Source organism: Leisingera daeponensis, from assembly GCF_019801465.1.
GTDB classification, from domain to species: Bacteria; Pseudomonadota; Alphaproteobacteria; order Rhodobacterales; family Rhodobacteraceae; genus Leisingera; species Leisingera daeponensis_A.
The window spans coordinates 870,475-896,193 of sequence record NZ_JAHVJA010000001.1 but is presented as its reverse complement, the minus strand read 5'-3'; the positions used below and the strand labels follow the sequence as shown (position 1 = coordinate 896,193).

The following is a 25,719-nucleotide window of genomic DNA, read 5'->3' as shown; positions in this document are numbered from 1 at the left end:
AGTAAGCCCGCCGCATGGCGGAGGCGAATGTGGTCTGCCGGATGGCCGCGCATCCCGCCGTTTTCGGGTGTCAGCCGTCCTTGCAGAACAGCTCGTAAACCAGTTCAAGAACACGGCGGGGCTTGTCATCCGCCAGCCGGTAATAGATCGCTTTGCCTTCGCGGCGCGGAACAACCAGACCTTCCAGGCGCAGGCGGGAGAGCTGCTGGGAGACTGCGGCCTGACGCGCGGACAGAAGTTCCTCAAGCGCTGTTACGGATTTTTCGCCGGAGACAAGGTGGCACAGGATCATCAGCCGTCCCGGGTGGCTGATGGCCTTGAGGAAGTCCGATGCCTTGGCCGCGTTTGCGACCATTTCCTCTTTCTTTTCAGGATCCATATCAGCTGAAAACTGGGGTAGTGGCATCTCGCGTCTCCAGGTGGCACCGGGGCGCCTTACTCCTTACATGAAATCTGCGCAGGCGGCGAATGGCCGCAATCCGCGCATTCTATCAGCTTAATATGTAGGATCGCTTACCAGAACTGAACAGAGCGGCCAAAAGAAAAGTGTTTAGAGGCTCTTGGCGCTGGCCGCCGACCCGCACAGGAGCTGACAGGCCGGAACACGTTCAGGGCGGGTCCCGGGTTGTGCTGTATCCGCCGCCGTCAGGCCGGGTCAGCTCCAGCCTTTGCGGAAGAAATGCGGCGAGGCGCCGAACTTGCGCTTGAACTGGCGTGAAAAATGGGTCGCAGAGTTAAAGCCTGAGGCCAGGGCGATTTCCGTCACGCTCATCGAGGTTTCGTTCATCAGCGCAAAGGCGTGGCTGAGGCGCATGTCGAAATAGACATGCATGGGGCTCTGATTCAGGTAGCGCGAGAACAGCCGTTCCAGCTGGCGGCGGGAGATGTCGAGCCGGTCGCAGAGCTCGCCGATCGACAGCGGCTCCTCAATCGATTCCTGCATCAGCTGCAGCGCATTGAGCAAACGCTGGTTGCGGCTGCCGATGGCGACCGCGTAGTTGGATTTCTGCGGCGCCGCCTGGCCGCCGGAACGGACATGCAGGCACATGTCGGCGACGATGATCGCCAGCTGCTTGCCGTGGCGTTCTTCGATAAGGTGCAGCATCATGTCGGTTGCGGCATTGCCGCCGCCACAGGTCATCAGCGGGCCGGAGATCTCGAAAATATTGGGGGAGGGCTCCAGGCTCGGGTAGCTCTCCAGAAAACCCGGCTGGTTTTCCCAGTGCAGGGTGAACTTGTGGTTCTTGATCAGCCCGGCCTGCGCCAGCGCAAAAGCACCGGTGCAGATGCCGCCGATGGAGCGGCCGAAGCGGCTTTCGCGGCGCAGCCAGTTCAGGGTGACCTCGCTGGCGGCGGCATGCGGTTCCACCCCGGCGCAGACAAAGCCCAGCGAATCCGAAGGCAGCGGCTGCAGCGGTGTGTCCGGTGTCACCACCATTCCGTTGGAACAGCGCACCGGCTGGCCGTCCTCTGTCATGATGAACCAGCGGTAAAGCCGGGTGCCGGTGACCTGGTTGGCAATGCGCAGGGGCTCGATGGCTGCAGCCACCGGCAGCATCGTCGCCTTGGGCAGCAGCAGGAAATAGAAGTCCTGCGGCTCGCCCTCGAAGGGGATGGCGAGATTGGCGGCGGCGCCTTTCTGAACGAAACTGTCATCGGACATGGCGGAACCCCAGCGCGGCACCCGGTGCAATGCGCCGGGCGGAAATCAGACTTGCGAGTGTTTCCTACGGCTCTGCCGCGCGCCGCTGCCTGAGAATAGCGACAGCGTTCCAGCGGATTGCGACACCGGATACAGGTTTGCGTCATCGTGAAAATGACCGCCGCCCCTTGCAGGTCAAAAGGGGCGATACTAAGACTCGGGTAACACACTGTCGGGTATGGTGCCGGACATAAACAACGCAGGCAGGTCGAAATGATTGATCCCAGAGAAACATACATGAATACCCTGGTCCCGATGGTGGTTGAGCAGACCAGCCGGGGCGAGCGGGCCTATGACATCTTTTCCCGCCTGCTGAAGGAGCGGATCATCTTCCTGAACGGCCCGGTGCACGACGGGATGAGCTCTTTGATCGTGGCGCAGCTCTTGCACCTTGAGGCGGAGAACCCGTCCAAGGAAATCTCCATGTACATCAACAGCCCGGGCGGCGTGGTGACCAGCGGCCTGTCGATCTATGACACCATGCAGTACATCAAGCCCAAGGTCTCGACCCTGGTGATCGGCCAGGCGGCTTCGATGGGGTCGCTCTTGCTGACCGCCGGCGAGCCGGGCATGCGTTTCTCCCTGCCGAACTCCCGCGTGATGGTGCACCAGCCCTCCGGCGGCTTCCAGGGCCAGGCCACCGACATCATGATCCACGCCGAAGAGACCCTGAAGCTGAAGAAGCGCCTGAATGAGATCTACGTCAAGCACACCGGCCAGGACTACGACAGCATCGTCAACGCGCTGGAGCGCGACAATTTCATGTCGCCGGAAGAGGCCAAGGAGTTCGGCCTGATCGACGAGATCGTCGAAAACCGCGCCAAGGGCGACGACGAGCAGGCCTGAGGCCTGCGCGTGTGACCAGCGGTGTGCCCCGGGTTTCAGATGGGGCGCACTTTCACATTGTGGCGGCCTAAGCACTGGCTTAAGCTGGCCAAAAGATGAATTGCCCCGCGGCGCGGGCGCAGCGGACCGGGCGGACTGAAAGGTAGACCATGGCGACGAATTCAGGCGGCGACAGCAAGAACACCCTCTATTGCAGCTTCTGCGGCAAGAGCCAGCATGAAGTGCGCAAGCTGATCGCTGGCCCCACCGTCTTCATTTGCGATGAATGCGTTGAACTGTGCATGGACATCATCCGTGAAGAAACCAAGGCATCGGGCCTTAAGGCCACCGACGGTGTGCCGACGCCCAAGGACATCTGCCAGGTGCTGGATGACTATGTGATCGGCCAGGCGACCGCCAAGCGGGTGCTGTCGGTTGCGGTGCACAATCACTACAAGCGCCTGAACCACGCCCAGAAGGCGGGTTCGGACATCGAACTGGCGAAGTCGAACATCCTGCTGATCGGCCCCACCGGCTGCGGCAAAACGCTGCTGGCGCAGACGCTGGCGCGGATTCTGGATGTGCCCTTCACCATGGCTGATGCCACCACGCTGACCGAAGCCGGTTATGTGGGCGAGGATGTCGAGAACATCATTCTGAAGCTGCTGCAGGCGTCGGAATACAATGTCGAGCGGGCGCAGCGCGGCATCGTCTATATCGACGAGGTCGACAAGATCACCCGCAAGTCGGAAAACCCCTCGATCACCCGCGACGTGTCGGGCGAGGGTGTGCAGCAGGCGCTGCTGAAGCTGATGGAAGGCACCGTCGCTTCGGTGCCGCCGCAGGGCGGCCGCAAGCATCCGCAGCAGGAATTCCTGCAGGTGGACACCACCAACATCCTGTTCATCTGCGGCGGCGCCTTTGCCGGTCTCGACAAGATCATCGCGCAGCGCGGCAAGGGCTCGGCGATGGGCTTTGGCGCCGATGTGCGCGACAATGACGAGCGCGGCGTCGGCGAGATCTTCAAGGACCTGGAGCCGGAAGATCTGCTGAAATTCGGCCTGATCCCGGAATTTGTCGGCCGTCTGCCGGTTCTGGCGACGCTGGAAGACCTGGATGAGGACGCGCTGGTCACCATCCTGACCCAGCCCAAGAACGCCCTGGTCAAGCAGTACCAGCGCCTGTTCGAGCTGGAAGACACCGAGCTGGACTTCACCGACGAGGCGCTGAGCGCGATTGCCAAGAAGGCCATCGACCGCAAGACCGGCGCCCGCGGCCTGCGCTCGATCATGGAGGATATCCTGCTGGATACCATGTTCGACCTGCCCGGCATGGACAGCGTCACCAAGGTGGTGGTGAACGAAGAGGCCGTGACCTCGGAAGCGCAGCCGCTGATGATCCACGCGGATGCAGAGAAAGAGCCGGCGTCAGCGGGCTGAGCGGCAGAAAGTTTGTATCGGGCGGCGCGGTGATTTCCGCGCCGCTTTCATGTTGAGGAGAGAAACATGATCAAGCGGATTTCTTCGGGCGGTGAGTTCGAGGCAAAGATCGGTTACAGCCGCGCCGTGGTGGCGGGCGGCTTCGTGCATGTGGCGGGCACCGTCGGGCAGGGCGACGATGTTGTCGCCCAGTGCAGATCGGCGCTGGAGACAATCGGCGCGGCGCTGGAGAAGGCCGGTGCCAGCTTTGCCGATGCGGTGCGGGTGAACTACTACCTTCCGGATGCAGCGGAGTTCGAACCCTGCTGGCCGGTCCTGGCGGAAACCTTCGGCGCCAACCCACCGGCGGCCACCATGGTGGAGTGCAACCTGATCGATCCCAAGTTCCGGATTGAGATTGAGCTGACCGCGCTGGCTCCGGCCGGCAGCTGACCTGCGGGGCGGCGCATCAGCTGCTGACGCAAAACTGCCATTTCCCGCCAAGTCTAAGCCTGGCAAGGTGCAAGCGACTGGACCTTGGCGGGAAATTGGGCCATATCAAGTCTGAAAAATCCGGAGGCACCCATGGGAATCCTGAACACTCTTCTGCGCGCTGTGACCTGGTGGAACGGTTCCACCCTGAACACCGCGATTTTCACCGCCCGCAAGGGGATCAAGGTGGGCGAGGATGATCAGGGCAATGTCTTCTACCGCAATGCGGACGACAGCAAGCGCTGGGTGATCTTCAATGGCGAGGCCGAGGCCTCCCGCGTGAGCCCGGACTGGCACGGCTGGCTGCACCGCACCTTTGACGAGGTGCCGAGCGAAAAGCCGCTGAAGCACAAGGCCTGGGAAAAGCCGCATCAGGAAAACCTGACCGGCACCATGATGGCCTATGCGCCGGCGGGGTCGATCCGCAAAGGCGGCGAGCCGAAAGAGCGCCGCGATTACGAGGCCTGGGTGCCCGAGTAAACACATCTGCCAAAAGGCTGATTTCATGTCCCATAATCCCACTGAAGTTTTTGCCGGCGGCATCGTGCTGGCGGCGGCCATCGGCTTTGCCGTTTATGCGGGGCAGGCTGCTGGCCTGTCGCGCGCCGGCTCCACCTATGATCTGACCGCCTCTTTCCGTTCGCTGGAAGGCGTCAGCGTTGGCACCGATGTGCGTCTTGCAGGCGTCAAGATCGGCACCGTCACCGGTGTCGGGCTGAACCCGGAAACGTTCCGCGCCGATACCGTGTTTTCCGTCAAGGAGGGCATCGAGATCCCCGATGACAGTGCGGTGGTGATTTCCTCCGAAGGCCTGCTGGGCGGCAATTTCGTGGAGATCATGCCGGGGGGCTCGCCCTTCGCCTTTGAGCCCGGCGATGAGATCGAGGACACCCAAGGCGCGGTCAGCCTGATCTCGCTGCTGGTGAAATTCGTCGCGGGCGGCGGCGAGGGCGACTCGTGAAGCGCCTTGCGGCAGCACTGACGGCTTTTGCGCTGGCCATGCCCGGCTGGGCGCAGGAGCAAGCCGAGCAGGGCACGGCAGCGGTGCTGCGGGCGCTGGACAAGGTCAACGGGCATTCCCTGGATGCTGAAGTTGCCATTGGCGGCAGTGCCGAGATGTTCGGCCTGCTAGTAAGCGTGCACGACTGCCGTTATCCGGCGGAGAACCCGACCGGGGATGCTTTTGCCTATTTGTCGGTGCGGGACCCGAAGAACGGCGCCGAGCATTTCCAGGGCTGGATGATTGCCTCCAGCCCGGCGCTGAACGCGCTGGACCACAACCGCTACGACGTCTGGGTCATCCGCTGCAAAAGCAGCTGAGGCGCCGGCACAGGCGGCTGCAAGAAATCCGCCTTCCTGTTCAGGGCTTCGCGGAGCAGCGCGCGGTAGCGTGCACGGGTGATTTCGATCCCGCCCATTGAGGCCAGATGCGCGGTCAGGAACTGGGTGTCGCACAAGGTGAAGCCCGCCTGCCGCAGCCGGTCGGTGAGATAGGCCAGCGCCACCTTGGAGGCATCGCGGCGGCGCGAAAACATGCTCTCGCCAAAAAAGGCGCCGCCGAGCGAAACGCCATAGGTGCCGCCGGCCAGTTCCCCCTCGTGCCAGACCTCCAGCGAATGGGCGTTGCCCATCATGTGCAGGTCGAGGTAGCGGTCCCGGATTTCTGAGTTGATCCAGGTCTCGGCCCGGTCGGCGCAGCCGTCCACCACGCCAGCGAAATCCCGGTTCACAGTGATCTCGAAGCCGCCGTTGCGGATGCGCTTGGCGAGGGACCGGGAAATGCGGAAGCCGTCGAGCGGCAGGATCCCGCGCCGTTTGGGGTCGACCCAGAACACTTCGGGGTCGTCGCGGTGTTCGGCCATAGGGAAGACACCGGCGGAATAGGCGTGCAGCAGGAGATCGGCAGTCAGGCTCATAGTGACGCCAGTATAAAGGGCAAAGGCAGGGAAAAGTAAAACGGGGCGCAACCTGCTGGTGCGCCCCGCGGGTTTCAGCCCGGCGTGTTCTCTTCCAGCCAGCGTTCCAGCCAGTGGATGCCGTAGTCGCCGGTGTGGATGTCCTGCTCCTGCAGCAGTGCATGGAACAGCGGCACGGTGGTGTCGATGCCGTCGATGATCAGCTCGCCCAGGGCGCGGTTCAGGCGTGCCAGCGCCTCGGTCCGGTCGCGGCCGTGCACGATCAGCTTGCCGATCAGCGAGTCGTAGTAGGGCGGGATCGAGTAGCCGTCGTAAAGCGCCGAATCCATCCGCACACCCAGGCCGCCGGGGGCGTGGTACTGGGTGATCTTGCCCGGGCAGGGCGAGAAGTTCGGCAGCTTCTCGGCGTTGATCCGCACCTCGATGGCGTGGCCGTTGATTTCCAGATCGTCCTGGGTGAAGGACATCGGCAGGCCTTCGGCCACCCGGATCTGCTCGCGCACCAGGTCGACGCCGAAGATGGCCTCGGTCACCGGGTGCTCCACCTGCAGGCGGGTGTTCATCTCGATGAAGTAGAACTCGCCGTCCTCATAGAGGAACTCGACGGTGCCGGCGCCGGAATAGCCCATTTTGCCGATGGCGTCGGCGCAGATCTTGCCGATCTTGGCGCGCTCTTCCGGGGTGATGCAGGGGCCAGGGGCCTCCTCGAACACCTTCTGGTGGCGGCGCTGCAGCGAGCAGTCGCGTTCCGCCAGGTGCACGCCGGTGCCTTTGCCGTCGCCGAAGACCTGGATTTCGATGTGACGCGGCTTCTGGAGGTATTTCTCCATGTAGACTTCGTCATTGCCGAACGCGGCCTTGGCCTCGGAGCGGGCGGTGGAGAAGGCTGAAACCAGCTCTTTCTCGTTCTTGGCCACCTTCATGCCGCGGCCGCCGCCGCCGGCGGTCGCCTTGATGATCACCGGATAGCCCATCTCGGCAGCGGCCTTCTTGGCCGCCGCGATGTCCGGCACGCCGCCTTCGGAGCCGGGGACCACCGGTATGCCGAGGTTCTTGGCGGTTTCCTTGGCGGTGATCTTGTCGCCCATGATGCGGATATGCGCCGCCGAGGGGCCGATGAAGGTCAGGCCGTGGTCTTCGATGATCTGCACGAAGTTGGCGTTTTCCGACAGGAAGCCGTAGCCCGGGTGAATCGCCTGGGCGCCGGTGATTTCGCAGGCCGAGATGATGGCCGGGATCGACAGGTAGCTCTGCGCGCCCGAAGGCGGGCCGATGCAGACCGATTCATCGGCCATGCGGACGTGCATCGCATCGGCATCTGCGGTGGAGTGGACCGCGACGGACTTGATGCCCATCTCGCGGCAGGCGCGGATCACGCGCAGGGCGATTTCGCCGCGGTTGGCAATCAGGATCTTGTCAAACATTGCAGACCCTTACTCGATGATGACCAGGGGCGACCCGAATTCCACGGCGGCGCCGTCTTCGACCAGGATGCGCTTCACGGTGCCAGCCTTGGGCGCCGGAATGTGGTTCATGGTCTTCATCGCTTCGACGATAAGCAGGGTGTCGCCTTCGCTGACTTTGGCACCGACCGAGATGAATGAGGGCGCGCCGGGTTCCGGCTGCAGGTAAACGGTGCCGACCATCGGGGAAGTCACGGCGCCGGGGTGGCTGGCCGGATCGTCATTTGCGGCTGCGGGGGCGGCAGCAGCCGGTGCGGCTGCGGCGGCAACCGGCGCGGGGGCTGCAGCAGGAACCTGTACCTGCATCGGGGCCGCTGCCATTGCGGTCTGGCGCGACACGCGCACGTTCAGGCTGTCATCATCGCCGTAGTCGCGTTTGACCTGCAGCTCGGTCAGGTCGTTTTCGCGCAGCAGCTCCGCCAGCGCCTTGATGAATGCCACGTCAGCTTCGTGAGTTTTGTTTGTCATATTGTCCTCAGCCAATTCCGACAGGCCCGCCGGTTAAGGCGGGCGGGAAATTAGGGCGCTTATAGGGCAAGGATTACCGCAAGGAAAGCACTCCTGAACTGGGCCGTAACATGAGGGCTATGGCGCGGATTCGCAATCGCCGGCGGGAAATTCCTGGTCAGAGGGGCATCCCGGACAGTTTCGCTACCAGTTCCGGCAGTTTGCGGGCACCGAATTTATGCAAAAGATGCGCCCGGTGGCTTTCCACGGTGCGGTAGGACAGGTCCAGCTGCTTGCCGATTTCCTTGGCGGACAGCCCCTTGCAGGTCAGAATTGCCACCTCCCGCTCGCGCGGGGTTAGGGAGACCACGGGGCGGTCCTCGGAGATGTCGGCAAATGACCAGATCCCGGTCTGAAACGGCGCCTCCGGCGTCACCGAGCGGCCCCGCACCCGGCACCAGAACAGGGCGCCGGACCGCCGCCGCATGATCCGTTCGTCGCTGTAGCTGCCGGTCTGCGCTTCGGGCCGCTGCAGCAAGGCGCCGATGCGGTTGAAATCCTCCTGGCTCGGATAGAGCTCCGCCACCAGCATGCCGGCGTAGTCGGACGGCGTGCCGCCGAAGGTGGCGGCGAATTGCAGGTTGCACCGGGTGATGACGCGGCGTTCCAGAACGGCAAGGCCCACAGGGGCATGGTCAAAGGCAAGATCGCTCATATGCTACTAATACGCAGGTATTTCTGCGGAATTGAAGGGGCTTGGGTTTGCGCGGCGGTTTCAGGCCGCGGCCGCAAGCCGGAGAGGAGCAACGGATGAACGTAGCGGAATGGCTGGCAAGGATGGCAGCGGCGGAGGGCGCGCGGCCGGCGCTGTACCTGGGGCGGGAACCGGTTGCGGATTACGCGGGGTTCCATGCGCGGGCGGCCTCGGTCGCGGGCTGGCTGCAGGCGCAGGGCATCACGCCCGGGGACCGGGTTGGCATTTTCATGAAGAACTGCCCGGATTACCTGATCGCGCTTTACGCCATCTGGTATGCCGGAGCGGCGGCAGTGCCCATCAATGCCAAGCTGCACGGCAGGGAGGCAGAGTTTATCCTTGAAAACTCCGGCGCCGGGCTGGTGTTCACGTCGCCGGGGCTGACAGAGGCGGTTGAGGACACAAACGCCAAGGTGTGCTGCGTTGACATCACCGGCACGGAGTATGCGGACGCCTTGCAGGCTGATCCGGTGGCGGAACCCGCGTCGCGCCAGCCGGGGGATCTGGCCTGGCTGTTTTACACCTCCGGCACCACCGGGCGTCCCAAGGGAGTGATGATCACCCACCGGATGCTGATGAACATGGCCATCGCCTATTTCGCCGACGTGGATCAGGTGAGCGCAGAGGACCACGCGCTGTATGCGGCACCGATGAGCCACGGCGCGGGGATCTATGCGATCCAGCATGTTCTGGCTGGCGCGCGCCATATCTGCCCGGTGTCCGGCGGCTTTGACGAGGCGGAGATTTTCGATCTGGCCGCGCATTTCGGGCGGGTACACATGTTTGCGGCGCCCACCATGGTCACGCGGATGACCTCGGAGGCCAAACGGCTGGGCCGCACGGGCGAGGGGCTGCGCACCGTCGTCTATGCCGGCGGGCCGATGTATGTGGCGGATATCATGGAGGCAGTGGCGCATTTCGGCCCGGTCTTTGTGCAGGTCTACGGTCAGGGCGAATGCCCGATGGCGATTACCGCGCTGCCGCGCCATGACGTGCAGGACCGCACGCATCCGCGCTGGCGTGAAAGGCTGGCCAGCGTCGGCCGGGCACAGAGCGTGGTGGAGGTGCGGATCGGCACACCGGAGGGTGCGTTCCTGCCCGCAGGCAGCCATGGAGAGATCATGGTGCGCGGCGATGCGGTGATGCCGGGCTATTGGGACAACCCGGTGGCTACCGCCGGGGCGCTGATCAACGGCTGGCTGATGACCGGCGACATGGGGGTGCTGGACGGGGACGGCTACCTCACCCTGCAGGACCGGTCCAAGGACATGATCATCACCGGCGGCTCCAACGTTTATCCGCGCGAGGTGGAGGAAGTGCTGCTGATGCACCCTCAGGTGCGAGAGGTGTCGGTCGTGGGCCGGCCCCATGCCGACTGGGGCGAGGAGGTGGTGGCCTTTGTCGTGGGAGACGCGCCGGAGGCGGAGCTGGACGACCTTTGCAACAGCCGGATCGCCCGGTTCAAGCGGCCCAAGGCCTATCTGCGCATCGACACGCTGCCCAAGAATAACTACGGCAAGGTGCTGAAAACCGAGCTGCGCGCCAAGTTTCAGGGTTAGCCCGGGGCGCTGCCCTAGCCCCGGGGATGTTTCAGGCAAGAGCTACACCGGAGCCCGGAGCGTTTTTCTGGCCACAGCGTGCAAAAAGAGGCCGGCCCTGGGCGGGGCCGGCCTTAGGCGGATAGCAGCGGCAGGGAGCCGCTGCCATTGGAGCCATTGTCAAATCGCCAGGTACTCGGCGCGCAGCTCCTCGTTTTCCAGAACCTCGGCAGCGGTGCCGTCAAAGACGATGCCGCCGGTATCGAGGATCACCGCACGGTCCGCCAGTTCCAGGGCGCGGACCGCATTCTGCTCGACAATGATAGTTGTCATGCCCTGTTCCTTGATGTGGATGAGGGTTTTTTCGATCTCGTCGACGATCACCGGGGCGAGACCCTCGTAGGGTTCATCCAGCAGCAGCACCTTGATGTCGCGGGCCAGCGCGCGGGCGATCGCCAGCATCTGCTGCTCGCCGCCCGAAAGTGTCACGCCCTCCTGCTTGCGCCGTTCGCCGAGGCGGGGGAACAGGTCATAGAGCCGTTCCAGCGACCAGCCGATCGGCGGCGTGATCTGCGCCAGCTGCAGGTTTTCCTCCACCGTCAGGCCGGGAATGATGCGGCGGTCCTCCGGCACCAGCCCCAGACCCGCGGCTGCGGCCTCATAGGATTCCATGGTGTGCAGGGGCTTGTGGTCCAGCCAGATTTCGCCCCGGGTCACCATTGGGGAACCTGTGCGGGCGATTGAGCGCAGGGTCGAGGTCTTGCCCGCGCCGTTGCGGCCCAGGAGCGCGAGGATCTCGCCCTCATGGACGTTGAAGTTGATGCCCTGCACGATGTAGCTCTCGCCGTAATAGGCATGTACATCCCAGACCGACAGGAAGGCCGGGGCGGTGGAGGCCGCATTGGCGTTCTTGGAGAAATCGGGTTTGCCGTTCATGGTGGTTCCTCCTTACGCCGACTCGCCCAGATAGGCTTCACGCACCTTCGGATTGCCGCGGATGTTCTGCGGGTCGTCTTCGACCAGGGGGGTGCCCTGAGCCAGCACAGTGATCCGGTTGGCCAGCGAGAACACCACATGCATGTCGTGCTCGATGATGGCGATGGTGATGTCGCGCTCCTCGGAAATCTGCTTGAGCAGGTCGATGGTGTTGTTGGTATCGGCCCGGGCCATGCCTGCAGTGGGCTCATCCAGCAGCAGCAGGCGCGGTTCCTGGCTCAGGCACATGCCGATCTCCAGCCGCCGCTTGTCGCCGCGGGACAGCGCGGCGGCGTGCATGCCGCGCTTGTCCGCCATGTTCATCTCTTCCAGCATGTGCTCAGCACGCTCCAGGATGTCATTCTGCTTGAGAACCGCGGACAGCGCGTTCAGCTCGAATGCGCCGTCCCGCTTGGCGAAGCAGGGGATCATCATGTTTTCCAGCACGGTCAGGTCGCCGAAGATCTCAGGCGTCTGGAACACGCGGGAAATGCCCATCTGGTTGATCTCATAGGGTGCGCGGCCCAGCACGGACTGGCCGTCGAACATCACCGATCCGGTGTCGGGGATCAGCTTGCCGACCAGGCAGTTCAACAGGGTGGACTTGCCTGCGCCGTTCGGCCCGATGATCGCATGGACCGAGTTTTCCTTTACGCTGAGGTTCACGTCGGACAGCGCTTGCAGGCCGCCGAACCGTTTCCCCACGTCTTTGACTTCAAGGATACCCATTGGTCTGTCTCCTTATTCCGCGGGGTTGGTTTCATGGGCGGCGGTGCTGCTTTTGGCCTTGCGGCCGCGGATCCAGTTCACCAGCCGCTGTCCGCCTTCGACCAGCCCGCCGGGCAGGAAGATCACCACCAGCATGAACAGGATGCCCAGCGTCAGGTGCCAGCCCTTGCCGATGAAGGGGTGGATCAGGAACACCACGGCGTCCTCCATGCCATCCGGCAGGAAGCTGAACCAGCTGTGCAGCACGTAGTCGTTGATCTTGGAGAAGATGTTTTCGAAGTACTTGATGAAGCCTGCGCCCAGGACCGGGCCGATCAGAGTGCCGGCGCCGCCCAGAATGGTCATCAGCACGACCTCGCCGGAGGCGGTCCATTGCATCCGCTCGGCGCCCGCCAGCGGATCCACCGCAGACAGAAGCCCGCCGGCCAGCCCGGCGTACATGCCGGAGATCACAAAGGCGGCCAGCGTGTAGGGGCGGCTGTTGAGGCCAGTGTAGTTCATCCGCTGCTGGTTCGATTTCACCGCCCGCAGCATCATTCCGAAGGGGGAGCGGAAGATGCGGATGGCTAGGTAGAAGCAGGCGAGCATGATCACGGCGCACAGGTAGTAGCCCGCGTTGAACTGGAACTCCCAGGCGCCCAGATCCAGCTTGTAGGTCGCCCGCATGCTGAGCCCGAAAAGATGCGGCAGGTCGGGCAGGCGGTCGGGGTTGTGGAACCATTGCGGATCGTCGGCATAGACCTGAAGCCCGGTTTCGCCGTTGGTCAGGTTGAATTTGGGGTTGGAGAGAACCGAATAGGCCAGCGCGTAACTCATCTGCGCAAAAGCAAGCGTCAGGATGGAGAAATAAATTCCCGAGCGGCGCAGGCTGACGTAGCCGATGAGCAGAGCGAAGACGCCGGAGACGGCGATCGACAGCAGGATGCCCGGTAGCACGTTGTAGCCCAGCAGTTTGAACATCCAGACACAGGAGTAGGATCCGACGCCGAGAAAGGCGGCGTGGCCGAAGCTGAGGTAGCCGGTCAGGCCGAACAGGATGTTGAAACCGATCGCGAAGATGCCGAAAATCACGAACTTCTGCATCAGGTCCGGATAGCCGGCGTTGAATTGCGCAAGCCCGGAGGCTGAGGGGAAGGGGTTCAGCAGGAAGGGGGCGAGCATCACCATAACCGCCACGATGATGAGAACGCTGGTGTCTTTTTTGTTTAATCCGAACATGGCCTTAGTCCTCCATCACGCCTTTGCGCCCCATCAGCCCGCGCGGTCTGGTCAGCAGCACGGCGATGGCGACGAGATAGATGATGATCTGGTTGATTCCGGGCAGGGTGGTGGTGGCCCAGGTGGTGGAGGCAAAGCTTTCCAGGATGCCCAGCAGGAAGCCGGCCAGCACGGCGCCGGGCAGGGAGCCCATGCCGCCGACGACGACCACGACGAAGCTGAGAACGAGGAAATCCATGCCCATGTGGTAGTTCGGCGGGTTGATCGGGGTGTACATCACCCCCGCCAGTCCGGCGACAGCGGCGGCGATGCCGAACATGATGGTGAAGCGGCGGTCGATGTTGATGCCCAGCAGTCCGACCGTCTCGCGGTCGGCCATGCCCGCCCGGACCACCATGCCGAATGTGGTGAACTGCAGGAAACAGAAGATGCCGCCGATGATCAGCACGGCAAAGGCGAAATACACCACCCGCCAGACCGGGTAGATGATGTCCATGCCGATAACGGCGCCGAGGTTCATCACCCCGTTCAGCGCGTCCGGCGCCGGGGTCTGGATCGGGTTGGCGCCGTAGAAGTACTTGACCACTTCCTGCAGCACGATGGCGAGGCCGAAGGTCACCAGGATCTGGTCCGCATGGGGGCGCTTGTAGAAATGCTTGATCAGGCCGCGCTCCATCACATAGCCGACGCCGATCATGATCGGGATGGCGAAGAGGATCGCCAGCGGCACTGCCCAGTCGACGATGGAGCCGCCGATGTCGGGGCCGAACCAGGCCTCGACATAGGGGGTTTTCACCTTCAGCGGGTTGCCGAGGAAATCGGTCTGCGTTTCATCGACGGTTTCGAAGCTGAGGTTCAGAATGCGCTGCAGGGTGACGGCGCAGAAGGCGCCGATCATGAACAGCGCCCCGTGGGCGAAGTTCACCACGCCCAGCGTGCCGAAAATGAGTGTCAAACCCAGCGCGATCAGCGCATAGGCCGAGCCTTTGTCCAGCCCGTTCAGGATTTGCAGGAGAATGGCGTCCATAGGTCCCACCGTGCGTCAGGTTTGGGAGGCCCGTCCGGCGGGGGGCGGACGGGCCGGTTCGGGCAGCCGGAATCCGGCCCGGAATCCGGTCCGGATATTTTTAAGTTCCAATGCCCGGTTGCTGGCTTAAGCGCCCGGGTTGCATTCGCCCAGGCTGCCGCCGGCGAACATCGGATGGTCCGGTGCGTATTCCACCTGCGCCCGCGGGGTGACCTCGACCACTTCCAGCAGGTCGAACTCGGAGGTCGGGTTCTCCTTGCCGCGCACCACAAGAACGTCCTTGAAGCACTGGTGGTCCTCGGCGCGGTAAAGGGTCGGGCCGTTGCCGAGGCCGTCGAACTCGTAGCCTTCGAGCGCCTCTGCCACTGCACAGGGGTTGAAGCTGCCGGCCCGTTCCACCGCATCGGCATAAAGCAGGGTCTGCACATAGCAGGTATGCGCAGCCTGGCTCGGCGGGAACCCGTATTTGGTGCCGAAGGATTTCACGAAGGCCTTGGAGCCCTCATCCTGCAGCGTCCAGTGCCAGTTTGTGGAGCCGTGGATGCCCTTGACGTTGGCGCCCGCGCCCTTGGCCATCAGCCGCGAGTAGAGCGGCACCACGATTTCGAAGTTCTTGCCGTTCACCTGCTTGTCGCGCAGGCCGAACTGCACCGCGTTGGTCAGCGAGTTGACCATGTTGCCGCCGTAGTGGTTCAGCACCAGCACGTCGGCGCCGGAGTTCAGAACCGGGGCGATGTAGGAGGAGAAGTCGGTTGCCGCCAGCGGTGTCTTCACCGTGTTCACCGTCTGCCAGCCCATTGCTTCGGTGGCGGCCTTGATCGATTCTTCCTGCGACCAGCCCCAGGTGTAGTCGGCAGTCAGATGATAGGCCTTGCGGTCGGTGCCGTAGAGGTTCTTGAGCACCGGCGCCAGTGCCGCGCCGGACATGTAGGCGTTGAAGAAATGGCGGAAGCCGTTGGCTTTCTTGTCCTTGCCGGTGGTGTCGTTGGAATGGGTGAGGCCCGCCATGAAGATCACGCCTGCCTCCTGGCAAAGGCCCTGAACGGCGATCGCCACACCGGATGACGAGCCGCCGGTGATCATCACCGCGCCGTCCTTTTCGATCATCGACTTGGCGGATGCGCGGGCGGCGTCCGATTTGGTCTGGGTGTCACCGGTGACGTATTCGACCTTCTTGCCCAGGATGCCGGAGCCCTGCAGCGCCTTGGAGCTGAAGGTGTTCATCATGCCGCCGTCGCCGCCGCCGTTCAGATGCTCGACCGCCAGTTCATAGGCGCGCAGCTCGTCGGCGCCCTCGTCTGCGTAGGGGCCGGTCTGCGGGACGTTGAAGCCCAGGGTCACTGAGCTCCCGGTCGGTTCATTGGTAAAGGCCGCCGCGGAAGAGGCGGTAAAGATGGTCGGCAGCGCCACGCCGGCGCCGGCAAATGCGCCGGACTTCAAGACTCCGCGACGCGAAACGTCAAATTTAGTCATGTATTCCTCCCTGATAAGATTGGTGCCTTGCAGCTCCTCACTTCTGCGCGGTACCAGCACTTTGCGTGCAAAATCAGTATGGGAGGCTCATGTAAATTCAGGCAATAAAACCCTTTTACAGCTTGAAAATTCTGTAAATAACTGAACAGATAATTTGGGTGATCTGTAAACAAACTTATTTTGCGTTGCAGAAAGTCTTTGAAATGGAAGTGTTTTGAGAGGCCCGCACGCATGGCACGCGACACCCTGACCGGCAGCCGGATCCGCGAGCGCAGGCTGATCCTGGGCATGCGCCAGGCCGAACTTGCGCGGGAAGCGGGGATCTCTGCCTCCTATCTGAACCTGATCGAGCACAACCGCCGCAGAATCGGCGGTAAACTGCTGGTCGGTATTGCCGGTGTGCTGGGGGTGGAGCCGTCGATGCTCAGCGAAGGCGCGGAGGCGGCGCTGATCTCGACCCTGCGGGAGGCGGCGGCGGACAGTGGTGTGCCGGTGGCGGAACTGGACCGGGTAGATGAGTTTGCCGGCCGCTTTCCAGGCTGGGCAGAGGTGCTGGCAGCCGGCCACCGCCGCATCGCCGTCCTGGAGCGGACGGTGGAGACGCTCTCGGACCGGCTGACCCACGACCCCAATCTGGCCGCATCCGTGCATGAGGTGCTGTCGACCGCGGCGGCGATCAGGTCCACAGCGTCGATTCTGGCGGAAACAGGCGAGCTGGAGCAGGAATGGCGCGACCGGTTTCACAAGAATCTCAATGAAGATTCGCTGCGCCTGTCGGAAAGCAGCCGGGCGCTGGTGGGTTTCCTGGATGAGGGCGCCGCCGGCGCCGACCGCCGCGGCATGCCGCAGGAGGAAGCCGAAGCCTACCTGCAGGCAAACCGGTTCCATTTCCCGGAGCTGGAGGAGGAACGGGCGGAGCCGCAGGATCTGGTGCGGGAGGCCCCGGAGTTGGTCAGCGAGGCGGCCCGCAGCCTGGCCCGCGCTGCGCTGGCGCAGTACCAGGCAGACGCCCGCGCGATGCCGCTGCAGGCACTGGAGCGCGAACTCCGCGCCGGCGGGCTGGACCCGGCGGCGCTGGCGCAGCACTTCGGGTGCGGCCTGCCAGCGGTGCTGCGGCGGCTGGCCGCGCTGCCGGAGGAGGTGCTGGGGCGGGAGGCCGGGCTGGTGGTTTGCGATGCGTCGGGAACGCTGCTGTTCCGCAAGCCGGTCACCGGCTTTGCGATGCCGCGCTTCGGGGCGTCCTGCCCGCTGTGGCCGCTTTACACAGCGCTGGTGAACCCGAATGTTCCGGTGCGGCGCAATGTCGTGCAGCACGGGCGCAACGCGGCAGCCTTTGATTGCATGGCGGTGGCCTGGCCGCAGAAACAGCCCGATTTCGGAGAAGATCCCCTGTACCGGGCCGTGATGCTGATCCTGCCCGGTGCCAAGGACGCTCAGGATCCGCAGCCGGTCGGAGCCAGCTGCAGGATTTGCCCGCGCCAGGCCTGCCCGGCCCGGCGCGAACCGTCGATCCTGAAGGAAGAGTTTTGACACTCATGCCGGCAGGCGGCTAACCTGCGGAAAAATAACCGCGTGCCCGGGCTGTCCAGGCTGCAGGGCCGCGCCGGGAGGAAAGACTGCTGATGGGCAGGCATGTAGTTCTGATAGAAGATGAACCGAATATCACGGAGGCTATCCGGTTTTTGCTGATGCGCGACGGCTGGAGTGTTGATGCGCACAGCGATGGCGCGACCGCGGTGGAGGTGATCCGTGACGCCGCTCCAGACCTGGTGATTCTGGATTTGATGCTGCCGGGAAAAAGCGGTTTGGAAATCGTGCGGGAGGTCCGCGCGGTTGAGGGCTTGCAGGCCCTGCCTGTGCTGATGCTGACCGCCCGCGGACAGATGCGGGACCGTGAGATGGCGGAGAAAGCGGGGGTGACCCGGTTCATGACAAAGCCCTTCTCCAACGCCGAGGTTCTGACAGCGGTGCGCGACCTGCACGCGCAGGCCGGGCAGGGATAAGGGCGCGATGGCCATGGGGAGCGGCGATGAACAGGCGGGCACCCGCTCGGAGCGTCAGACTTACCGCCGCCGCCGGCTGATGGACATTTCCCGGTTGCTGCCGGTTCTGGGGGCGTTGCTTTTGGCGCTGCCGCTGTTGTGGCCCGAGGCGTCCTCACATCCGGCAGCGCGCGGCGGGGTCAGCATGTCAGCTGCCATCATTTATGTCTTTGCCGTCTGGATCGGCCTGATCGCAGCTTGCTTCGTGTTCAGTCTGGCGGTGCAGCGGTGGGCGGATCACTGGACCGGCGGCCCGGATGAGGCAAGCGGGGCGGAGGACGGCTGATGGCCTCGCTCAATGTGCTTGCGTTTGTGTGCCTGGCCTATGTCGCCTTCCTGTTCTTTATCGCGTTCTGGGCGGACCGCATGGCAACGCGCGGCAAGAGCGCGGCCTGGATGCGCTCGCCGCTGATTTACACGCTGTCGCTGTCGATCTACTGCACTGCCTGGACGTTTTACGGCGCTGTTGGATATGCGGCGCGCTCGGGGCTGGAGTATGTGACCATCTACCTGGGGCCGTCGCTTGTGATGATCTGCTGGTGGTGGGGCCTTCGCAAGCTGGTGCGGATCGGCCGCAGCCAGCGGATCACCTCCATCGCTGACCTCTTGTCGTCGCGCTATGGCAAGTCCAATCTTCTGGCCGCAGGGGTGACCATTCTCGCGGTGATTGGCGTTACCCCTTATATTTCGTTGCAATTGCAGTCGGTTACCCTGTCTTTCGCCATCTTTGCCGAGGCCGATCCGCTGCGGGGGTACAACGAAACCTCGATTGTTTTCTGGGTGGCGGCCGGGCTGGCAGTGTTTGCGATTCTTTTCGGCACCCGCAACCTCAACGCCAACGAGCGCCATCACGGCGTGGTGACAGCGGTTGCTCTCGAAGCGATCGTCAAACTGGCGGCGCTGCTGGCGGTCGGGGTTTTTGTCGTCTGGGGGGTTGCCGGCGGTGTCGGCGAAACCCTGGCCCGCATCGACGCCTCGCAGATCGGCCAGTGGAATGTTGATGGAAGCCGCTGGGCCACAATCACTTTCCTGGCCGCCGCGGCCTTCATCTGCCTGCCGCGCATGTTCCAGGTGATGGTGGTGGAGAATGAGGACGAACGCCACCTTCGTATCGCCTCCTGGGCATTTCCCCTGTATCTGTTGCTCATTTCAATGTTCGTGGTGCCGATTGCCGTAGTCGGGCTGGATTTGCTGCCTGCCGGATCGAATCCCGACATGTTCGTGCTGACGGTTCCGTTGCAGCAGGGCCAGCAAGGGCTGGCAATGCTGTCGTTCCTCGGCGGGTTTTCCTCAGCCACGTCTATGGTGATCGTGGCGGCGATGGCGTTGTCGACGATGGTGTCGAACCACATCGTGATGCCGGTCTGGCTGCGGCTGCAGAGCCGGCGGGCGTCAGTTTCGGGTGATGTGCGCGACGTCGTGCTGCTATCGCGCCGGGTGTCGATCGCCGCGATCATGGCGCTGGGATATTTCTACTACCACCTCTCCGGCGGTGTTGCGGCGCTGGCCGCCATCGGGCTCATCTCCTTTGCGGGGGTGGCGCAACTGCTGCCTGCGCTGGTGGGCGGGTTGTTCTGGCGCGGCGCCACCCGCAGCGGAGCATTGGCCGGTCTGACGGTTGGCTTCGGGATCTGGCTTTACACGATGCTGCTGCCCGCCCTTGGGGGCGGCCTGCTGCCGGAGCACATCCTGCGCCACGGCCTTTTCGGGCTCAGCTGGCTGCGCCCGTCGGCGCTGTTCGGAATCGAGGGGCTGGATCCCACGGTCCACGCGGTGATGTGGTCGATGAGCCTCAATGCGCTGGTGTTCTGCCTGGTTTCGCTAATGAGTTTCCCCAGCCCGCTGGAGCGGCTGCAAGGGGCGCAGTTCGTCAATGTGTTTGACCATTCCGCAGGGCCGCGCGGCTGGACCGGTTCGGTGGCGCAGTGCGAAGACCTGATGATCATGTCGCAGCGGATTCTGGGCGCCACGGAGGCGCAGGCGTTTTTTGACCGCGAGCGGCAGCGCCAGGGCGGGCGCGGCCCGCTGCCGGAGCCTACGCCTGCGTTTCTGGAGCGGCTGGAACGCGAGCTGAGCGCCTCGATCGGGGCGGCCGCGGCACATGCGATGATTGGGCAGATCGCCGGCGGCTCTTCGGTTTCGGTGGCGGATTTGCTGGCGGTTGCGGATGAGACCGCGCAGATGCTGGAGTATTCCAGCCGCTTGGAGGCGCAGTCCGCGGAGTTGTCAGCAACGGCTCGGAAGCTAAGGGAAACAAACGAAAAACTGACGCAGCTGTCTGAGCAGAAGGACGCCTTTCTGAGCCAGGTCAGCCACGAACTGCGCACGCCGATGACCTCAATCCGCGCGTTTTCCGAGATCCTGCGCGACGCCGGGCAGCTGAGCGCGCAAGAGCAGCGGCGTTATGCCGGGATCATTCACGATGAAACACTGCGGCTGACCCGGCTGCTGAATGACCTGCTGGACCTCAGCGTGCTCGAAAGCGGCCAGGTCAGCCTCAACATCACCGCTGGCGGCCTGTCAGAGGTGCTGGATCACGCCGTTTCTGCCGCGCTGGCCGGGTCGGAGCGGCCGCTGACGGTCAAGCGCTGGCCGGATGCGGAAGGCTTCCGGATTTCGTCCGATCTCGACCGGCTGGCGCAAGTGTTCATCAATCTGATCGCCAACGCCCAGAAATACTGTGACGCGGATCAGCCGGAGCTGACGGTGTCGGCGTCGGCATCCGGCGGATGGCTGCATGTCGAATTCACCGACAACGGCAGCGGTGTGCCTCAGGATGCCCAGCAAATGATCTTTGAAAAATTTGCCAGGGTCAGCCCGGAACGGGCCGGCGGGGCCGGGCTGGGGCTGGCGATCTGCCGGGAAGTCATGCAGCGGCTGGGTGGTGATGTGTCTTATCTGCCGGGTCGCGGCGGAGGTGCCTTCCGGGTTTCCTTGCCTGCCGCAGGGGAAAAGGCTGCTTAACCGGAAGCGGAATACAGAAGTTGTTAACCCCCTTTCGGTTAAAACCGGGGAAACGGGACGCGCAAGGGGCAGGTACAACAGCCTATGTCTGAGACAGAAGCAGCAGAGGCGGGCAGCGGCAGGCAAAGTGTGCTTGCACGCAAGCTGGCAGCGGCCAAGGAAGGTGCCGGGGGGCTGAGCAGTTCCCTGACGCTGAAGGCCTTGCGCCGGTCGGTTGCGCGCGCGGCTGCGGACCTGTGCGACCTGCCGCTGGCAGTGCTGGCCGCGCGACAGTCCAACCGGGATTCCGATGACTTGGCCGGGCAGCTTTCGGATAAGGATCTTCTGGTTGTGCTGGATTGCCCGCAGGGCCGCCTTGGCGCAGCCAGCATGGATGCCGCCACAGTGACTGCGCTGATCCAGCAGCAGACCATCGGCGCCGTGATCGGAAAGGCGCCGGATGAACGCCACTACACGCCGACCGACGCCGCGATGACCTCCGAATTCCTGGAACGCAGCTTTGCCAAGGTGGTGGCAATGCTTGACGGGCATGCGGATCAGGCGCTGTTTTCCGGGTATCGTTTTGGCGCTCAGGTCGAAACCGTGCGCAGCCTGGTGCTGGGCATGGAAGCGGATGACTACCGGCTGATCGAGCTGAACCTGGATCTGGCCTGCGGCACGATGCAGGGGGTGATGAAGCTGATTCTGCCCGAGCCCACGCCAGAGGAGCTGCAGGGCGGCCCGGGCAGCGGCAACGGCCCCTCCTTGGGCAGCAATCTGGATTCCATTCGGGCGGAGCTGACGGCGGTGCTGTGCAAGATGCGGGTTCCGCTGCAGGAATTTGCCGGTCTTCAGATTGGCGATACCATCCCGTTGGACGCGGCCTTTCTCTATGAAACGGATCTTCTGACCATCGGCGGCAAGTCTGTTGCCCAGGGCCGACTTGGCCAGATGAATGGTGCGCGGGCGGTGCGTCTGACCTCGCCCAAGTCCAAACAGGCAAGCAACCCCGCTGCAGAAGCCATGGCGTTTTCCGAAGGCGGCGGCATGGAAGCGCTGCCAGGTTCGGCGCCGGCGCTTGGCATGGATATGGGGATTGCCGCGCAAGGGCTTCAGGATCCGATGGGTGACATGGGGATGCCCGGACTGGACGGCGGGGCGGCAATGGACGCATCGGCGCTGGATGCGGGCGCCGGGGAGGAGTTGCCCACTCTTGACGGCGAAGGGCTGGAGGCCGGTTTCGGCGGAGATTCCGGAGGCGGATTCGACAGCGGCGGCGGCCTGAGCATGGATGGATTGGACGGCGGCTTTGCCGATTTGCCTGACCTGTCGGATCTTCCCGACCTGCCGGATCTGCCCGGAGGTGATCTGGGGGATTTCGCCGCGGGCGATCCGGAAGAGATCTCTCAGCTGGCCGGTTTGGACGGCGCGCTTCCGGAAGGATGAACCGCTGCCTTCGGTTCCGGGTTGCGGCCATGCAAACGCCGGTTCTTTGCTCCTGCAGGTGCGGCCGGTGCAGTGCCGTGAGGCGCCAAGCTGGTGCCGCTGTGTGCAGGGCTGAACATTTCTGAACTTGGCAAACAGCGGCTGCAATAGGCAAACGGCTTGCGCGGCGTTGCGTCAGGCGCGTCGCGCAAGCCCTTGTTTGCGAACATTTTCAGAATTGCCGGAGAGCGCGGGGCGCGGCCGGGCCTGACGGCGGTTTCGTGCCGTTGCTTATCTGCCGGACAGTGATTCAAGCGCAGGACGCAGCCCGTCCAGCTGATATCCTGCGGCTTGGGTTTTCTGCAGGATGTCGTCGGCGGCCATGTCGCCGGCCTGGCTCAGGGCCCACGCAACCGAACAGCGGGTGCCGGAGGCGCAATAGGCCAGAACCGGGCCTTCGCAGCCTTCATACAGTTCGCGCTGCAGGGCCACGTTCTCCGGCGTCATCGTCTGATGCGTGAGGGGCAGAGCCTCGAACCGCAGGCCGACGGCCTCCGTTGCGGCACGGATTGCTTCGGCCTGATGGCTGGGCGGCACTTCTTCGTCCGGACGGTTGCAGATCACCGTTTTGTAGCCGGCAGCGGCAATGGCGGGCAGGTCCTCGGCCGAGATCTGAGGCGAGACCGAATAGCGGGGGGTGATTACGCGTGCATCCATGCGCGAGTCTTTACGCGTTTGCTGCGCCCCGGTCCAGATGCCGGCTGAGTTTGGGAGCGGCTATCATGCCGCAGGCCATTGCCGCCAGGAACAGCGCGCCCTGCCAGCCGTTGTAGCTGAGCGAGGCCATTGCCGGGCCGGGGCAGAGGCCCACCAGTCCCCAGCCGATGCCGAACAGCACCGAACCAACGGCAAGCCGCCTGTCCAGCTCCGCCGAAGGAGGGGAAGGGAAGCTGCCGCCAGCGGCGGGTTTGCGCCCTTCGGTCAACCGCCAGGCGAATGCCATCGGCAGCAGCGCGCCGCCCATCACGAAGGCCAAAGTCGGGTCCCAGCTGCCAAAGATATCCAAAAACCCCTGGACCTTGGCGGTATCGGTCATCCCCGACACCATCAGCCCGGCGCCGAACAAACCGCCTGCGGTAAGAGCCAAAACAGTCCGCAGCATCAGATCACCCCCAGAATTTGGCGCAGCACCGCCAAGGTAAGGATGCCGGCCAGCATGAAGACGGCGGTGGCCGCAATCCCGCGCAGGGACAGGCGGGAAATGCCGCAGACCCCGTGGCCCGAGGTGCAGCCATTGGCGACGCGTGTTCCAACGCCCACCAGCAGGCCGGCCAGCACCAGTAGCCCGGCATTTCCGGTCACTTGGGTGTCGGGCGTGCTGCCTGTCAGCAGCCCGATCAGCAGCGGCACGCCGATCACCCCGGCGATGAAAGCAGACCGTTCGGCTGCGGTGTTGCGGCCGCTGCCGTCCAGCAGCCCGCCCAAAATGCCGCTGGCGCCCATGATACGCCCATTGCCTAGCAGGTATACCGCTCCGCCAAGCCCGATCAGCAATCCGCCGCCCAAGCCCCAGATCCAATCTGCTTCCATGCGTGGCCTCCGTTATCTTCGCGGTCAGAGCTTGTTGACCGGGATTTTCAGGAACACATCGCCCTGTTCGTCCGGTTCCGGCATTTGGCCTGCGCGCATGTTCACCTGCAGCGAGGGCAGGATCAGACGCGGCATGCCCAAAGTTGCATCGCGGGCGTCGCGCATCTCGACGAATTCTTCGATGCTGCGGCCTGAGCCGACATGCACGTTCAGAGCCTTCTGCTCGCCCACGGTTGTTTCCCAGGCGTAATCATCGCGCCCGGGGGCCTTGTAGTCGTGGCCGACAAACACGCGGGTTTCATCCGGAAGCGCGAGGATCTTCTGGATCGAGTTGTAGAGATCCGCTGACGAGCCGCCGGGGAAATCGCAGCGGGCGGTGCCGAAATCCGGCATGAACAGCGTATCGCCGACAAAGGCTGCATCGCCGATCACATAGGTGAGGCAGGCCGGGGTATGCCCGGGCGTGTGCAGCACTTCGCCCCTGATCTGGCCGATCATGAAACTGTCGCCCTCGCGGAACAGCCTGTCGAACTGGCTGCCGTCGCGCTTGAATTCGGTGCCTTCATTGAACACTTTGCCGAAAGTGTCCTGAACCACCGTGATCTGGTCGCCGATCCCGATCCTGCCGCCGAGCTGCTCCTGCAGATACGGCGCGGCGGACAGGTGGTCGGCATGGACGTGGCTTTCCAGAATCCATTCCACCCGCAGGCCTTCCTTCCTGATCCAGGCGATGACCGTATCCGCTGATGCGGTGCAGGTGCGCCCCGCGGCCTGGTCATAATCCAGGACCGAATCAATGACGGCGCAGGCGGATCCTTCCGGTTCGCGCACCACATAGGAAACGGTGTTGGTGGCTTCGTCGAAGAAGGCTTTGACTGCGGGTGTCATAAGGTGCTCTCCCTTAGTTTCGCAATTCATATAACGATTTCAGAATGTGTTTCAAGCGTGCGCGCGGCTGCCGCCTGAGGCGTTTTGGAATCATCGGCTCCGGATGATTTAAGTCAAGGCGCAGGGAATCCGGCCTATGCTAAGGGCAGTACGTGACAAGACTGCCTGCAAACCGGCAGACGGCCGTTAATTCTGCACAAATCGGCGGCGGTACGCCTAAATTTTACGGGTGTTCACACGCCTGTTGTGAAAAACCGGGATAACCTCATCATGAGACAGGGAGGTCCGCCAATGACACGAGAAGATCTGCTGCACACCGTCGAAAACCTGGAAACCCGGATCCGCGAGGAAAGCGGCGCTGCCCGGCTGGCCATGCGGCCGGAGTTCATCCGTTTGCTGGACTATATGCGCAGGACCGGCGCGGAGGTTCCCGGCCGCTTGCGCCGGCTGGAGGCAGCCCTGTGCGAGGAAGCGGTTGAGGAAATGTTCGACAACGTTCCGGTCTGACCGGCTGTCTGGGCTGGCTCTGGCGGGTCAGCCCAGAAAGATACCGACCATCACCAGCATCAGACCCAGAACCGAAAGCAGCAGTGCGCCAAGATTGTAGGGCAGCACCGACTGCACCGCGGCGCGCAGCGCCTTGTCGTCCAGGTTTTGGCGGCGGGCGCGGGCGACTTTGAAGATGCACCAGATCAGTCCCAGCAGGCCGGCAACTGAAACTGCGGCTCCGGTCCAGACAATGAGATCGAACATTGGCGTGCTCCCGCGGGGTAAAGGCTGAGTTGCGCCTAGCCGATCCGACCTGCGCGCGCAAGCGCTGCAACCGCGGCAGTGGCTGGGCGGAGGTTTTTCAC

29 protein-coding genes are annotated in these 25,719 nt (G+C 63.6%); 13 read left to right on the top strand and 16 right to left on the bottom strand.

Features of this window, described 5'->3' with window-relative positions:
* Positions 1–70 precede the first annotated feature (70 nt).
* Positions 71–406, bottom strand: coding sequence for an ArsR/SmtB family transcription factor (locus KUV26_RS04405; RefSeq protein ID WP_222507446.1), 336 nt, complete (start codon positions 404–406; stop codon positions 71–73).
* A gap of 249 nt (positions 407–655) precedes the next feature.
* Positions 656–1,663, bottom strand: coding sequence for a GlxA family transcriptional regulator (locus KUV26_RS04400; RefSeq protein WP_222502970.1), 1,008 nt, complete (start codon positions 1,661–1,663; stop codon positions 656–658).
* Between the two features lie 252 nt (positions 1,664–1,915).
* Between KUV26_RS04400 and KUV26_RS04395 the strand changes: the two genes are divergently transcribed.
* The 6 genes from KUV26_RS04395 to KUV26_RS04370 all read left to right on the top strand — a co-directional run bounded on the left by KUV26_RS04395 (position 1,916) and on the right by KUV26_RS04370 (position 5,757).
* Positions 1,916–2,548 (top strand): ATP-dependent Clp protease proteolytic subunit, encoded by a 633-nt coding sequence (locus KUV26_RS04395; RefSeq protein ID WP_222502971.1) that lies wholly within the window; start codon positions 1,916–1,918, stop codon positions 2,546–2,548.
* Positions 2,549–2,697: 149 nt separating this feature from the next.
* Complete coding sequence (gene clpX / locus KUV26_RS04390; protein ID WP_222507445.1) at positions 2,698–3,966, top strand: ATP-dependent Clp protease ATP-binding subunit ClpX; 1,269 nt, start codon at positions 2,698–2,700, stop codon at positions 3,964–3,966.
* Positions 3,967–4,032: 66 nt separating this feature from the next.
* A complete protein-coding gene (locus KUV26_RS04385; RefSeq protein WP_222507444.1) occupies positions 4,033–4,398 on the top strand; it encodes a RidA family protein in 366 nt (121 codons plus the stop codon).
* A gap of 132 nt (positions 4,399–4,530) precedes the next feature.
* The gene (locus KUV26_RS04380; protein WP_222507443.1) at positions 4,531–4,917 is read left to right on the top strand and encodes an NADH:ubiquinone oxidoreductase subunit NDUFA12; all 387 of its coding nucleotides are present in this window, start codon (positions 4,531–4,533) and stop codon (positions 4,915–4,917) included.
* A gap of 25 nt (positions 4,918–4,942) precedes the next feature.
* Entirely contained in the window at positions 4,943–5,398 is a 456-nt protein-coding gene (mlaD, locus tag KUV26_RS04375) for an outer membrane lipid asymmetry maintenance protein MlaD (protein ID WP_222502975.1), read from the top strand.
* Positions 5,395–5,757 (top strand): DUF2155 domain-containing protein, encoded by a 363-nt coding sequence (locus KUV26_RS04370; protein ID WP_222507442.1) that lies wholly within the window; start codon positions 5,395–5,397, stop codon positions 5,755–5,757. Before mlaD ends, KUV26_RS04370 begins: the two co-directional genes overlap by 4 nt.
* Here the strand turns inward: KUV26_RS04370 and aat are convergent.
* The 4 genes from aat to KUV26_RS04350 all read right to left on the bottom strand — a co-directional run bounded on the left by aat (position 5,721) and on the right by KUV26_RS04350 (position 8,978).
* Positions 5,721–6,353, bottom strand: a complete 633-nt coding sequence (gene aat, locus KUV26_RS04365) for a leucyl/phenylalanyl-tRNA--protein transferase (protein ID WP_222507441.1) — start codon at positions 6,351–6,353, stop codon at positions 5,721–5,723. The genes KUV26_RS04370 and aat overlap by 37 nt on opposite strands.
* A 74-nt stretch (positions 6,354–6,427) precedes the next feature.
* Positions 6,428–7,777: an acetyl-CoA carboxylase biotin carboxylase subunit gene (accC, locus tag KUV26_RS04360; protein WP_222507440.1), complete on the bottom strand. Its 1,350-nt coding sequence runs from the start codon at positions 7,775–7,777 to the stop codon at positions 6,428–6,430.
* A 9-nt stretch (positions 7,778–7,786) separates the two neighbouring features.
* Positions 7,787–8,284: an acetyl-CoA carboxylase biotin carboxyl carrier protein gene (accB, locus tag KUV26_RS04355; protein WP_222502979.1), complete on the bottom strand. Its 498-nt coding sequence runs from the start codon at positions 8,282–8,284 to the stop codon at positions 7,787–7,789.
* Between the two features lie 157 nt (positions 8,285–8,441).
* Positions 8,442–8,978 (bottom strand): LuxR C-terminal-related transcriptional regulator, encoded by a 537-nt coding sequence (locus KUV26_RS04350; protein WP_222507439.1) that lies wholly within the window; start codon positions 8,976–8,978, stop codon positions 8,442–8,444.
* A gap of 95 nt (positions 8,979–9,073) precedes the next feature.
* Between KUV26_RS04350 and KUV26_RS04345 the strand changes: the two genes are divergently transcribed.
* Entirely contained in the window at positions 9,074–10,576 is a 1,503-nt protein-coding gene (locus tag KUV26_RS04345) for a class I adenylate-forming enzyme family protein (protein ID WP_222507438.1), read from the top strand.
* 159 nt (positions 10,577–10,735) lie between these two features.
* On the opposite strand, the gene KUV26_RS04340 is transcribed toward KUV26_RS04345, so the two are convergent.
* From KUV26_RS04340 to KUV26_RS04320, 5 genes are all read right to left on the bottom strand, one after another.
* Positions 10,736–11,491 carry an ABC transporter ATP-binding protein gene (locus KUV26_RS04340; RefSeq protein WP_222507437.1) on the bottom strand — a complete coding sequence of 252 codons (756 nt, stop codon included), beginning with the start codon at positions 11,489–11,491 and terminating at the stop codon, positions 10,736–10,738.
* A 12-nt stretch (positions 11,492–11,503) separates the two neighbouring features.
* Positions 11,504–12,259 (bottom strand): ABC transporter ATP-binding protein, encoded by a 756-nt coding sequence (locus tag KUV26_RS04335; RefSeq protein ID WP_222507436.1) that lies wholly within the window; start codon positions 12,257–12,259, stop codon positions 11,504–11,506.
* A 12-nt stretch (positions 12,260–12,271) separates the two neighbouring features.
* Positions 12,272–13,477, bottom strand: coding sequence for a branched-chain amino acid ABC transporter permease (locus tag KUV26_RS04330; RefSeq protein WP_222507435.1), 1,206 nt, complete (start codon positions 13,475–13,477; stop codon positions 12,272–12,274).
* Positions 13,478–13,481: 4 nt separating this feature from the next.
* Positions 13,482–14,504: a branched-chain amino acid ABC transporter permease gene (locus KUV26_RS04325; RefSeq protein ID WP_222507434.1), complete on the bottom strand. Its 1,023-nt coding sequence runs from the start codon at positions 14,502–14,504 to the stop codon at positions 13,482–13,484.
* A 126-nt stretch (positions 14,505–14,630) separates the two neighbouring features.
* Positions 14,631–15,977, bottom strand: a complete 1,347-nt coding sequence (locus tag KUV26_RS04320) for a substrate-binding protein (RefSeq protein WP_222507433.1) — start codon at positions 15,975–15,977, stop codon at positions 14,631–14,633.
* Between the two features lie 231 nt (positions 15,978–16,208).
* Between KUV26_RS04320 and KUV26_RS04315 the strand changes: the two genes are divergently transcribed.
* The 5 genes from KUV26_RS04315 to KUV26_RS04295 all read left to right on the top strand — a co-directional run bounded on the left by KUV26_RS04315 (position 16,209) and on the right by KUV26_RS04295 (position 22,408).
* Complete coding sequence (locus KUV26_RS04315; RefSeq protein WP_222507432.1) at positions 16,209–17,507, top strand: helix-turn-helix transcriptional regulator; 1,299 nt, start codon at positions 16,209–16,211, stop codon at positions 17,505–17,507.
* A gap of 92 nt (positions 17,508–17,599) precedes the next feature.
* The gene (locus KUV26_RS04310; protein ID WP_222507431.1) at positions 17,600–17,980 is read left to right on the top strand and encodes a response regulator transcription factor; all 381 of its coding nucleotides are present in this window, start codon (positions 17,600–17,602) and stop codon (positions 17,978–17,980) included.
* A 7-nt stretch (positions 17,981–17,987) separates the two neighbouring features.
* Positions 17,988–18,305 carry a hypothetical protein gene (locus KUV26_RS04305; RefSeq protein ID WP_222507430.1) on the top strand — a complete coding sequence of 106 codons (318 nt, stop codon included), beginning with the start codon at positions 17,988–17,990 and terminating at the stop codon, positions 18,303–18,305.
* The gene (locus tag KUV26_RS04300) at positions 18,305–20,983 is read left to right on the top strand and encodes an ATP-binding protein (RefSeq protein WP_222507429.1); all 2,679 of its coding nucleotides are present in this window, start codon (positions 18,305–18,307) and stop codon (positions 20,981–20,983) included. The genes KUV26_RS04305 and KUV26_RS04300 overlap by 1 nt, the downstream gene beginning before the upstream one ends.
* Positions 20,984–21,067: 84 nt before the next feature.
* On the top strand, positions 21,068–22,408 hold the full coding sequence (locus KUV26_RS04295; protein WP_222507428.1) for a FliM/FliN family flagellar motor C-terminal domain-containing protein: 1,341 nt from the start codon (positions 21,068–21,070) through the stop codon (positions 22,406–22,408).
* Between the two features lie 270 nt (positions 22,409–22,678).
* On the opposite strand, the gene KUV26_RS04290 is transcribed toward KUV26_RS04295, so the two are convergent.
* The 4 genes from KUV26_RS04290 to KUV26_RS04275 are packed head-to-tail and all read right to left on the bottom strand — an operon-like array spanning position 22,679 to position 24,865.
* Positions 22,679–23,104 (bottom strand): TIGR01244 family sulfur transferase, encoded by a 426-nt coding sequence (locus KUV26_RS04290; protein ID WP_222507427.1) that lies wholly within the window; start codon positions 23,102–23,104, stop codon positions 22,679–22,681.
* 10 nt (positions 23,105–23,114) lie between these two features.
* Complete coding sequence (locus tag KUV26_RS04285; protein ID WP_222502993.1) at positions 23,115–23,549, bottom strand: DUF6691 family protein; 435 nt, start codon at positions 23,547–23,549, stop codon at positions 23,115–23,117.
* Positions 23,549–23,977 (bottom strand): YeeE/YedE family protein, encoded by a 429-nt coding sequence (locus tag KUV26_RS04280; protein WP_222502994.1) that lies wholly within the window; start codon positions 23,975–23,977, stop codon positions 23,549–23,551. Before KUV26_RS04280 ends, KUV26_RS04285 begins: the two co-directional genes overlap by 1 nt.
* A gap of 24 nt (positions 23,978–24,001) precedes the next feature.
* Positions 24,002–24,865: an MBL fold metallo-hydrolase gene (locus tag KUV26_RS04275; protein ID WP_222507426.1), complete on the bottom strand. Its 864-nt coding sequence runs from the start codon at positions 24,863–24,865 to the stop codon at positions 24,002–24,004.
* 291 nt (positions 24,866–25,156) lie between these two features.
* Here KUV26_RS04275 and KUV26_RS04270 point away from each other — a divergent pair, with 291 nt between their 5' ends.
* Entirely contained in the window at positions 25,157–25,372 is a 216-nt protein-coding gene (locus tag KUV26_RS04270; protein WP_222502996.1) for a hypothetical protein, read from the top strand.
* A gap of 27 nt (positions 25,373–25,399) precedes the next feature.
* Here KUV26_RS04270 and KUV26_RS04265 read toward each other — a convergent pair whose 3' ends face one another.
* Entirely contained in the window at positions 25,400–25,618 is a 219-nt protein-coding gene (locus KUV26_RS04265) for a hypothetical protein (protein WP_222507425.1), read from the bottom strand.
* Between the last annotated feature and the right edge of the window lie 101 nt (positions 25,619–25,719).

Bases quoted from the DNA above. Each gene is read 5' to 3' on its own strand.
- KUV26_RS04400 (WP_222502970.1), bottom strand. From the start codon at position 1,663: ATGTCCGATGACAGTTTCGTTCAGAAAGGCGCCGCCGCCAATCTCGCC.
- KUV26_RS04285 (WP_222502993.1), bottom strand. From the start codon at position 23,549: ATGCTGCGGACTGTTTTGGCTCTTACCGCAGGCGGTTTGTTCGGCGCC.
- KUV26_RS04310 (WP_222507431.1), top strand. From the start codon at position 17,600: ATGGGCAGGCATGTAGTTCTGATAGAAGATGAACCGAATATCACGGAG.
- KUV26_RS04315 (WP_222507432.1), top strand. From the start codon at position 16,209: ATGGCACGCGACACCCTGACCGGCAGCCGGATCCGCGAGCGCAGGCTG.
- mlaD (WP_222502975.1), top strand. From the start codon at position 4,943: ATGTCCCATAATCCCACTGAAGTTTTTGCCGGCGGCATCGTGCTGGCG.
- KUV26_RS04270 (WP_222502996.1), top strand. From the start codon at position 25,157: ATGACACGAGAAGATCTGCTGCACACCGTCGAAAACCTGGAAACCCGG.
- KUV26_RS04350 (WP_222507439.1), bottom strand. From the start codon at position 8,978: ATGAGCGATCTTGCCTTTGACCATGCCCCTGTGGGCCTTGCCGTTCTG.
- KUV26_RS04320 (WP_222507433.1), bottom strand. From the start codon at position 15,977: ATGACTAAATTTGACGTTTCGCGTCGCGGAGTCTTGAAGTCCGGCGCA.
- KUV26_RS04340 (WP_222507437.1), bottom strand. From the start codon at position 11,491: ATGAACGGCAAACCCGATTTCTCCAAGAACGCCAATGCGGCCTCCACC.
- KUV26_RS04265 (WP_222507425.1), bottom strand. From the start codon at position 25,618: ATGTTCGATCTCATTGTCTGGACCGGAGCCGCAGTTTCAGTTGCCGGC.
- KUV26_RS04305 (WP_222507430.1), top strand. From the start codon at position 17,988: ATGGCCATGGGGAGCGGCGATGAACAGGCGGGCACCCGCTCGGAGCGT.
- KUV26_RS04335 (WP_222507436.1), bottom strand. From the start codon at position 12,259: ATGGGTATCCTTGAAGTCAAAGACGTGGGGAAACGGTTCGGCGGCCTG.
- KUV26_RS04275 (WP_222507426.1), bottom strand. From the start codon at position 24,865: ATGACACCCGCAGTCAAAGCCTTCTTCGACGAAGCCACCAACACCGTT.
- KUV26_RS04325 (WP_222507434.1), bottom strand. From the start codon at position 14,504: ATGGACGCCATTCTCCTGCAAATCCTGAACGGGCTGGACAAAGGCTCG.
- KUV26_RS04295 (WP_222507428.1), top strand. From the start codon at position 21,068: ATGTCTGAGACAGAAGCAGCAGAGGCGGGCAGCGGCAGGCAAAGTGTG.
- KUV26_RS04300 (WP_222507429.1), top strand. From the start codon at position 18,305: ATGGCCTCGCTCAATGTGCTTGCGTTTGTGTGCCTGGCCTATGTCGCC.
- KUV26_RS04330 (WP_222507435.1), bottom strand. From the start codon at position 13,477: ATGTTCGGATTAAACAAAAAAGACACCAGCGTTCTCATCATCGTGGCG.
- KUV26_RS04385 (WP_222507444.1), top strand. From the start codon at position 4,033: ATGATCAAGCGGATTTCTTCGGGCGGTGAGTTCGAGGCAAAGATCGGT.
- clpX (WP_222507445.1), top strand. From the start codon at position 2,698: ATGGCGACGAATTCAGGCGGCGACAGCAAGAACACCCTCTATTGCAGC.
- KUV26_RS04405 (WP_222507446.1), bottom strand. From the start codon at position 406: ATGCCACTACCCCAGTTTTCAGCTGATATGGATCCTGAAAAGAAAGAG.
- aat (WP_222507441.1), bottom strand. From the start codon at position 6,353: ATGAGCCTGACTGCCGATCTCCTGCTGCACGCCTATTCCGCCGGTGTC.
- KUV26_RS04395 (WP_222502971.1), top strand. From the start codon at position 1,916: ATGATTGATCCCAGAGAAACATACATGAATACCCTGGTCCCGATGGTG.
- accC (WP_222507440.1), bottom strand. From the start codon at position 7,777: ATGTTTGACAAGATCCTGATTGCCAACCGCGGCGAAATCGCCCTGCGC.
- accB (WP_222502979.1), bottom strand. From the start codon at position 8,284: ATGACAAACAAAACTCACGAAGCTGACGTGGCATTCATCAAGGCGCTG.
- KUV26_RS04345 (WP_222507438.1), top strand. From the start codon at position 9,074: ATGAACGTAGCGGAATGGCTGGCAAGGATGGCAGCGGCGGAGGGCGCG.
- KUV26_RS04380 (WP_222507443.1), top strand. From the start codon at position 4,531: ATGGGAATCCTGAACACTCTTCTGCGCGCTGTGACCTGGTGGAACGGT.
- KUV26_RS04290 (WP_222507427.1), bottom strand. From the start codon at position 23,104: ATGGATGCACGCGTAATCACCCCCCGCTATTCGGTCTCGCCTCAGATC.
- KUV26_RS04280 (WP_222502994.1), bottom strand. From the start codon at position 23,977: ATGGAAGCAGATTGGATCTGGGGCTTGGGCGGCGGATTGCTGATCGGG.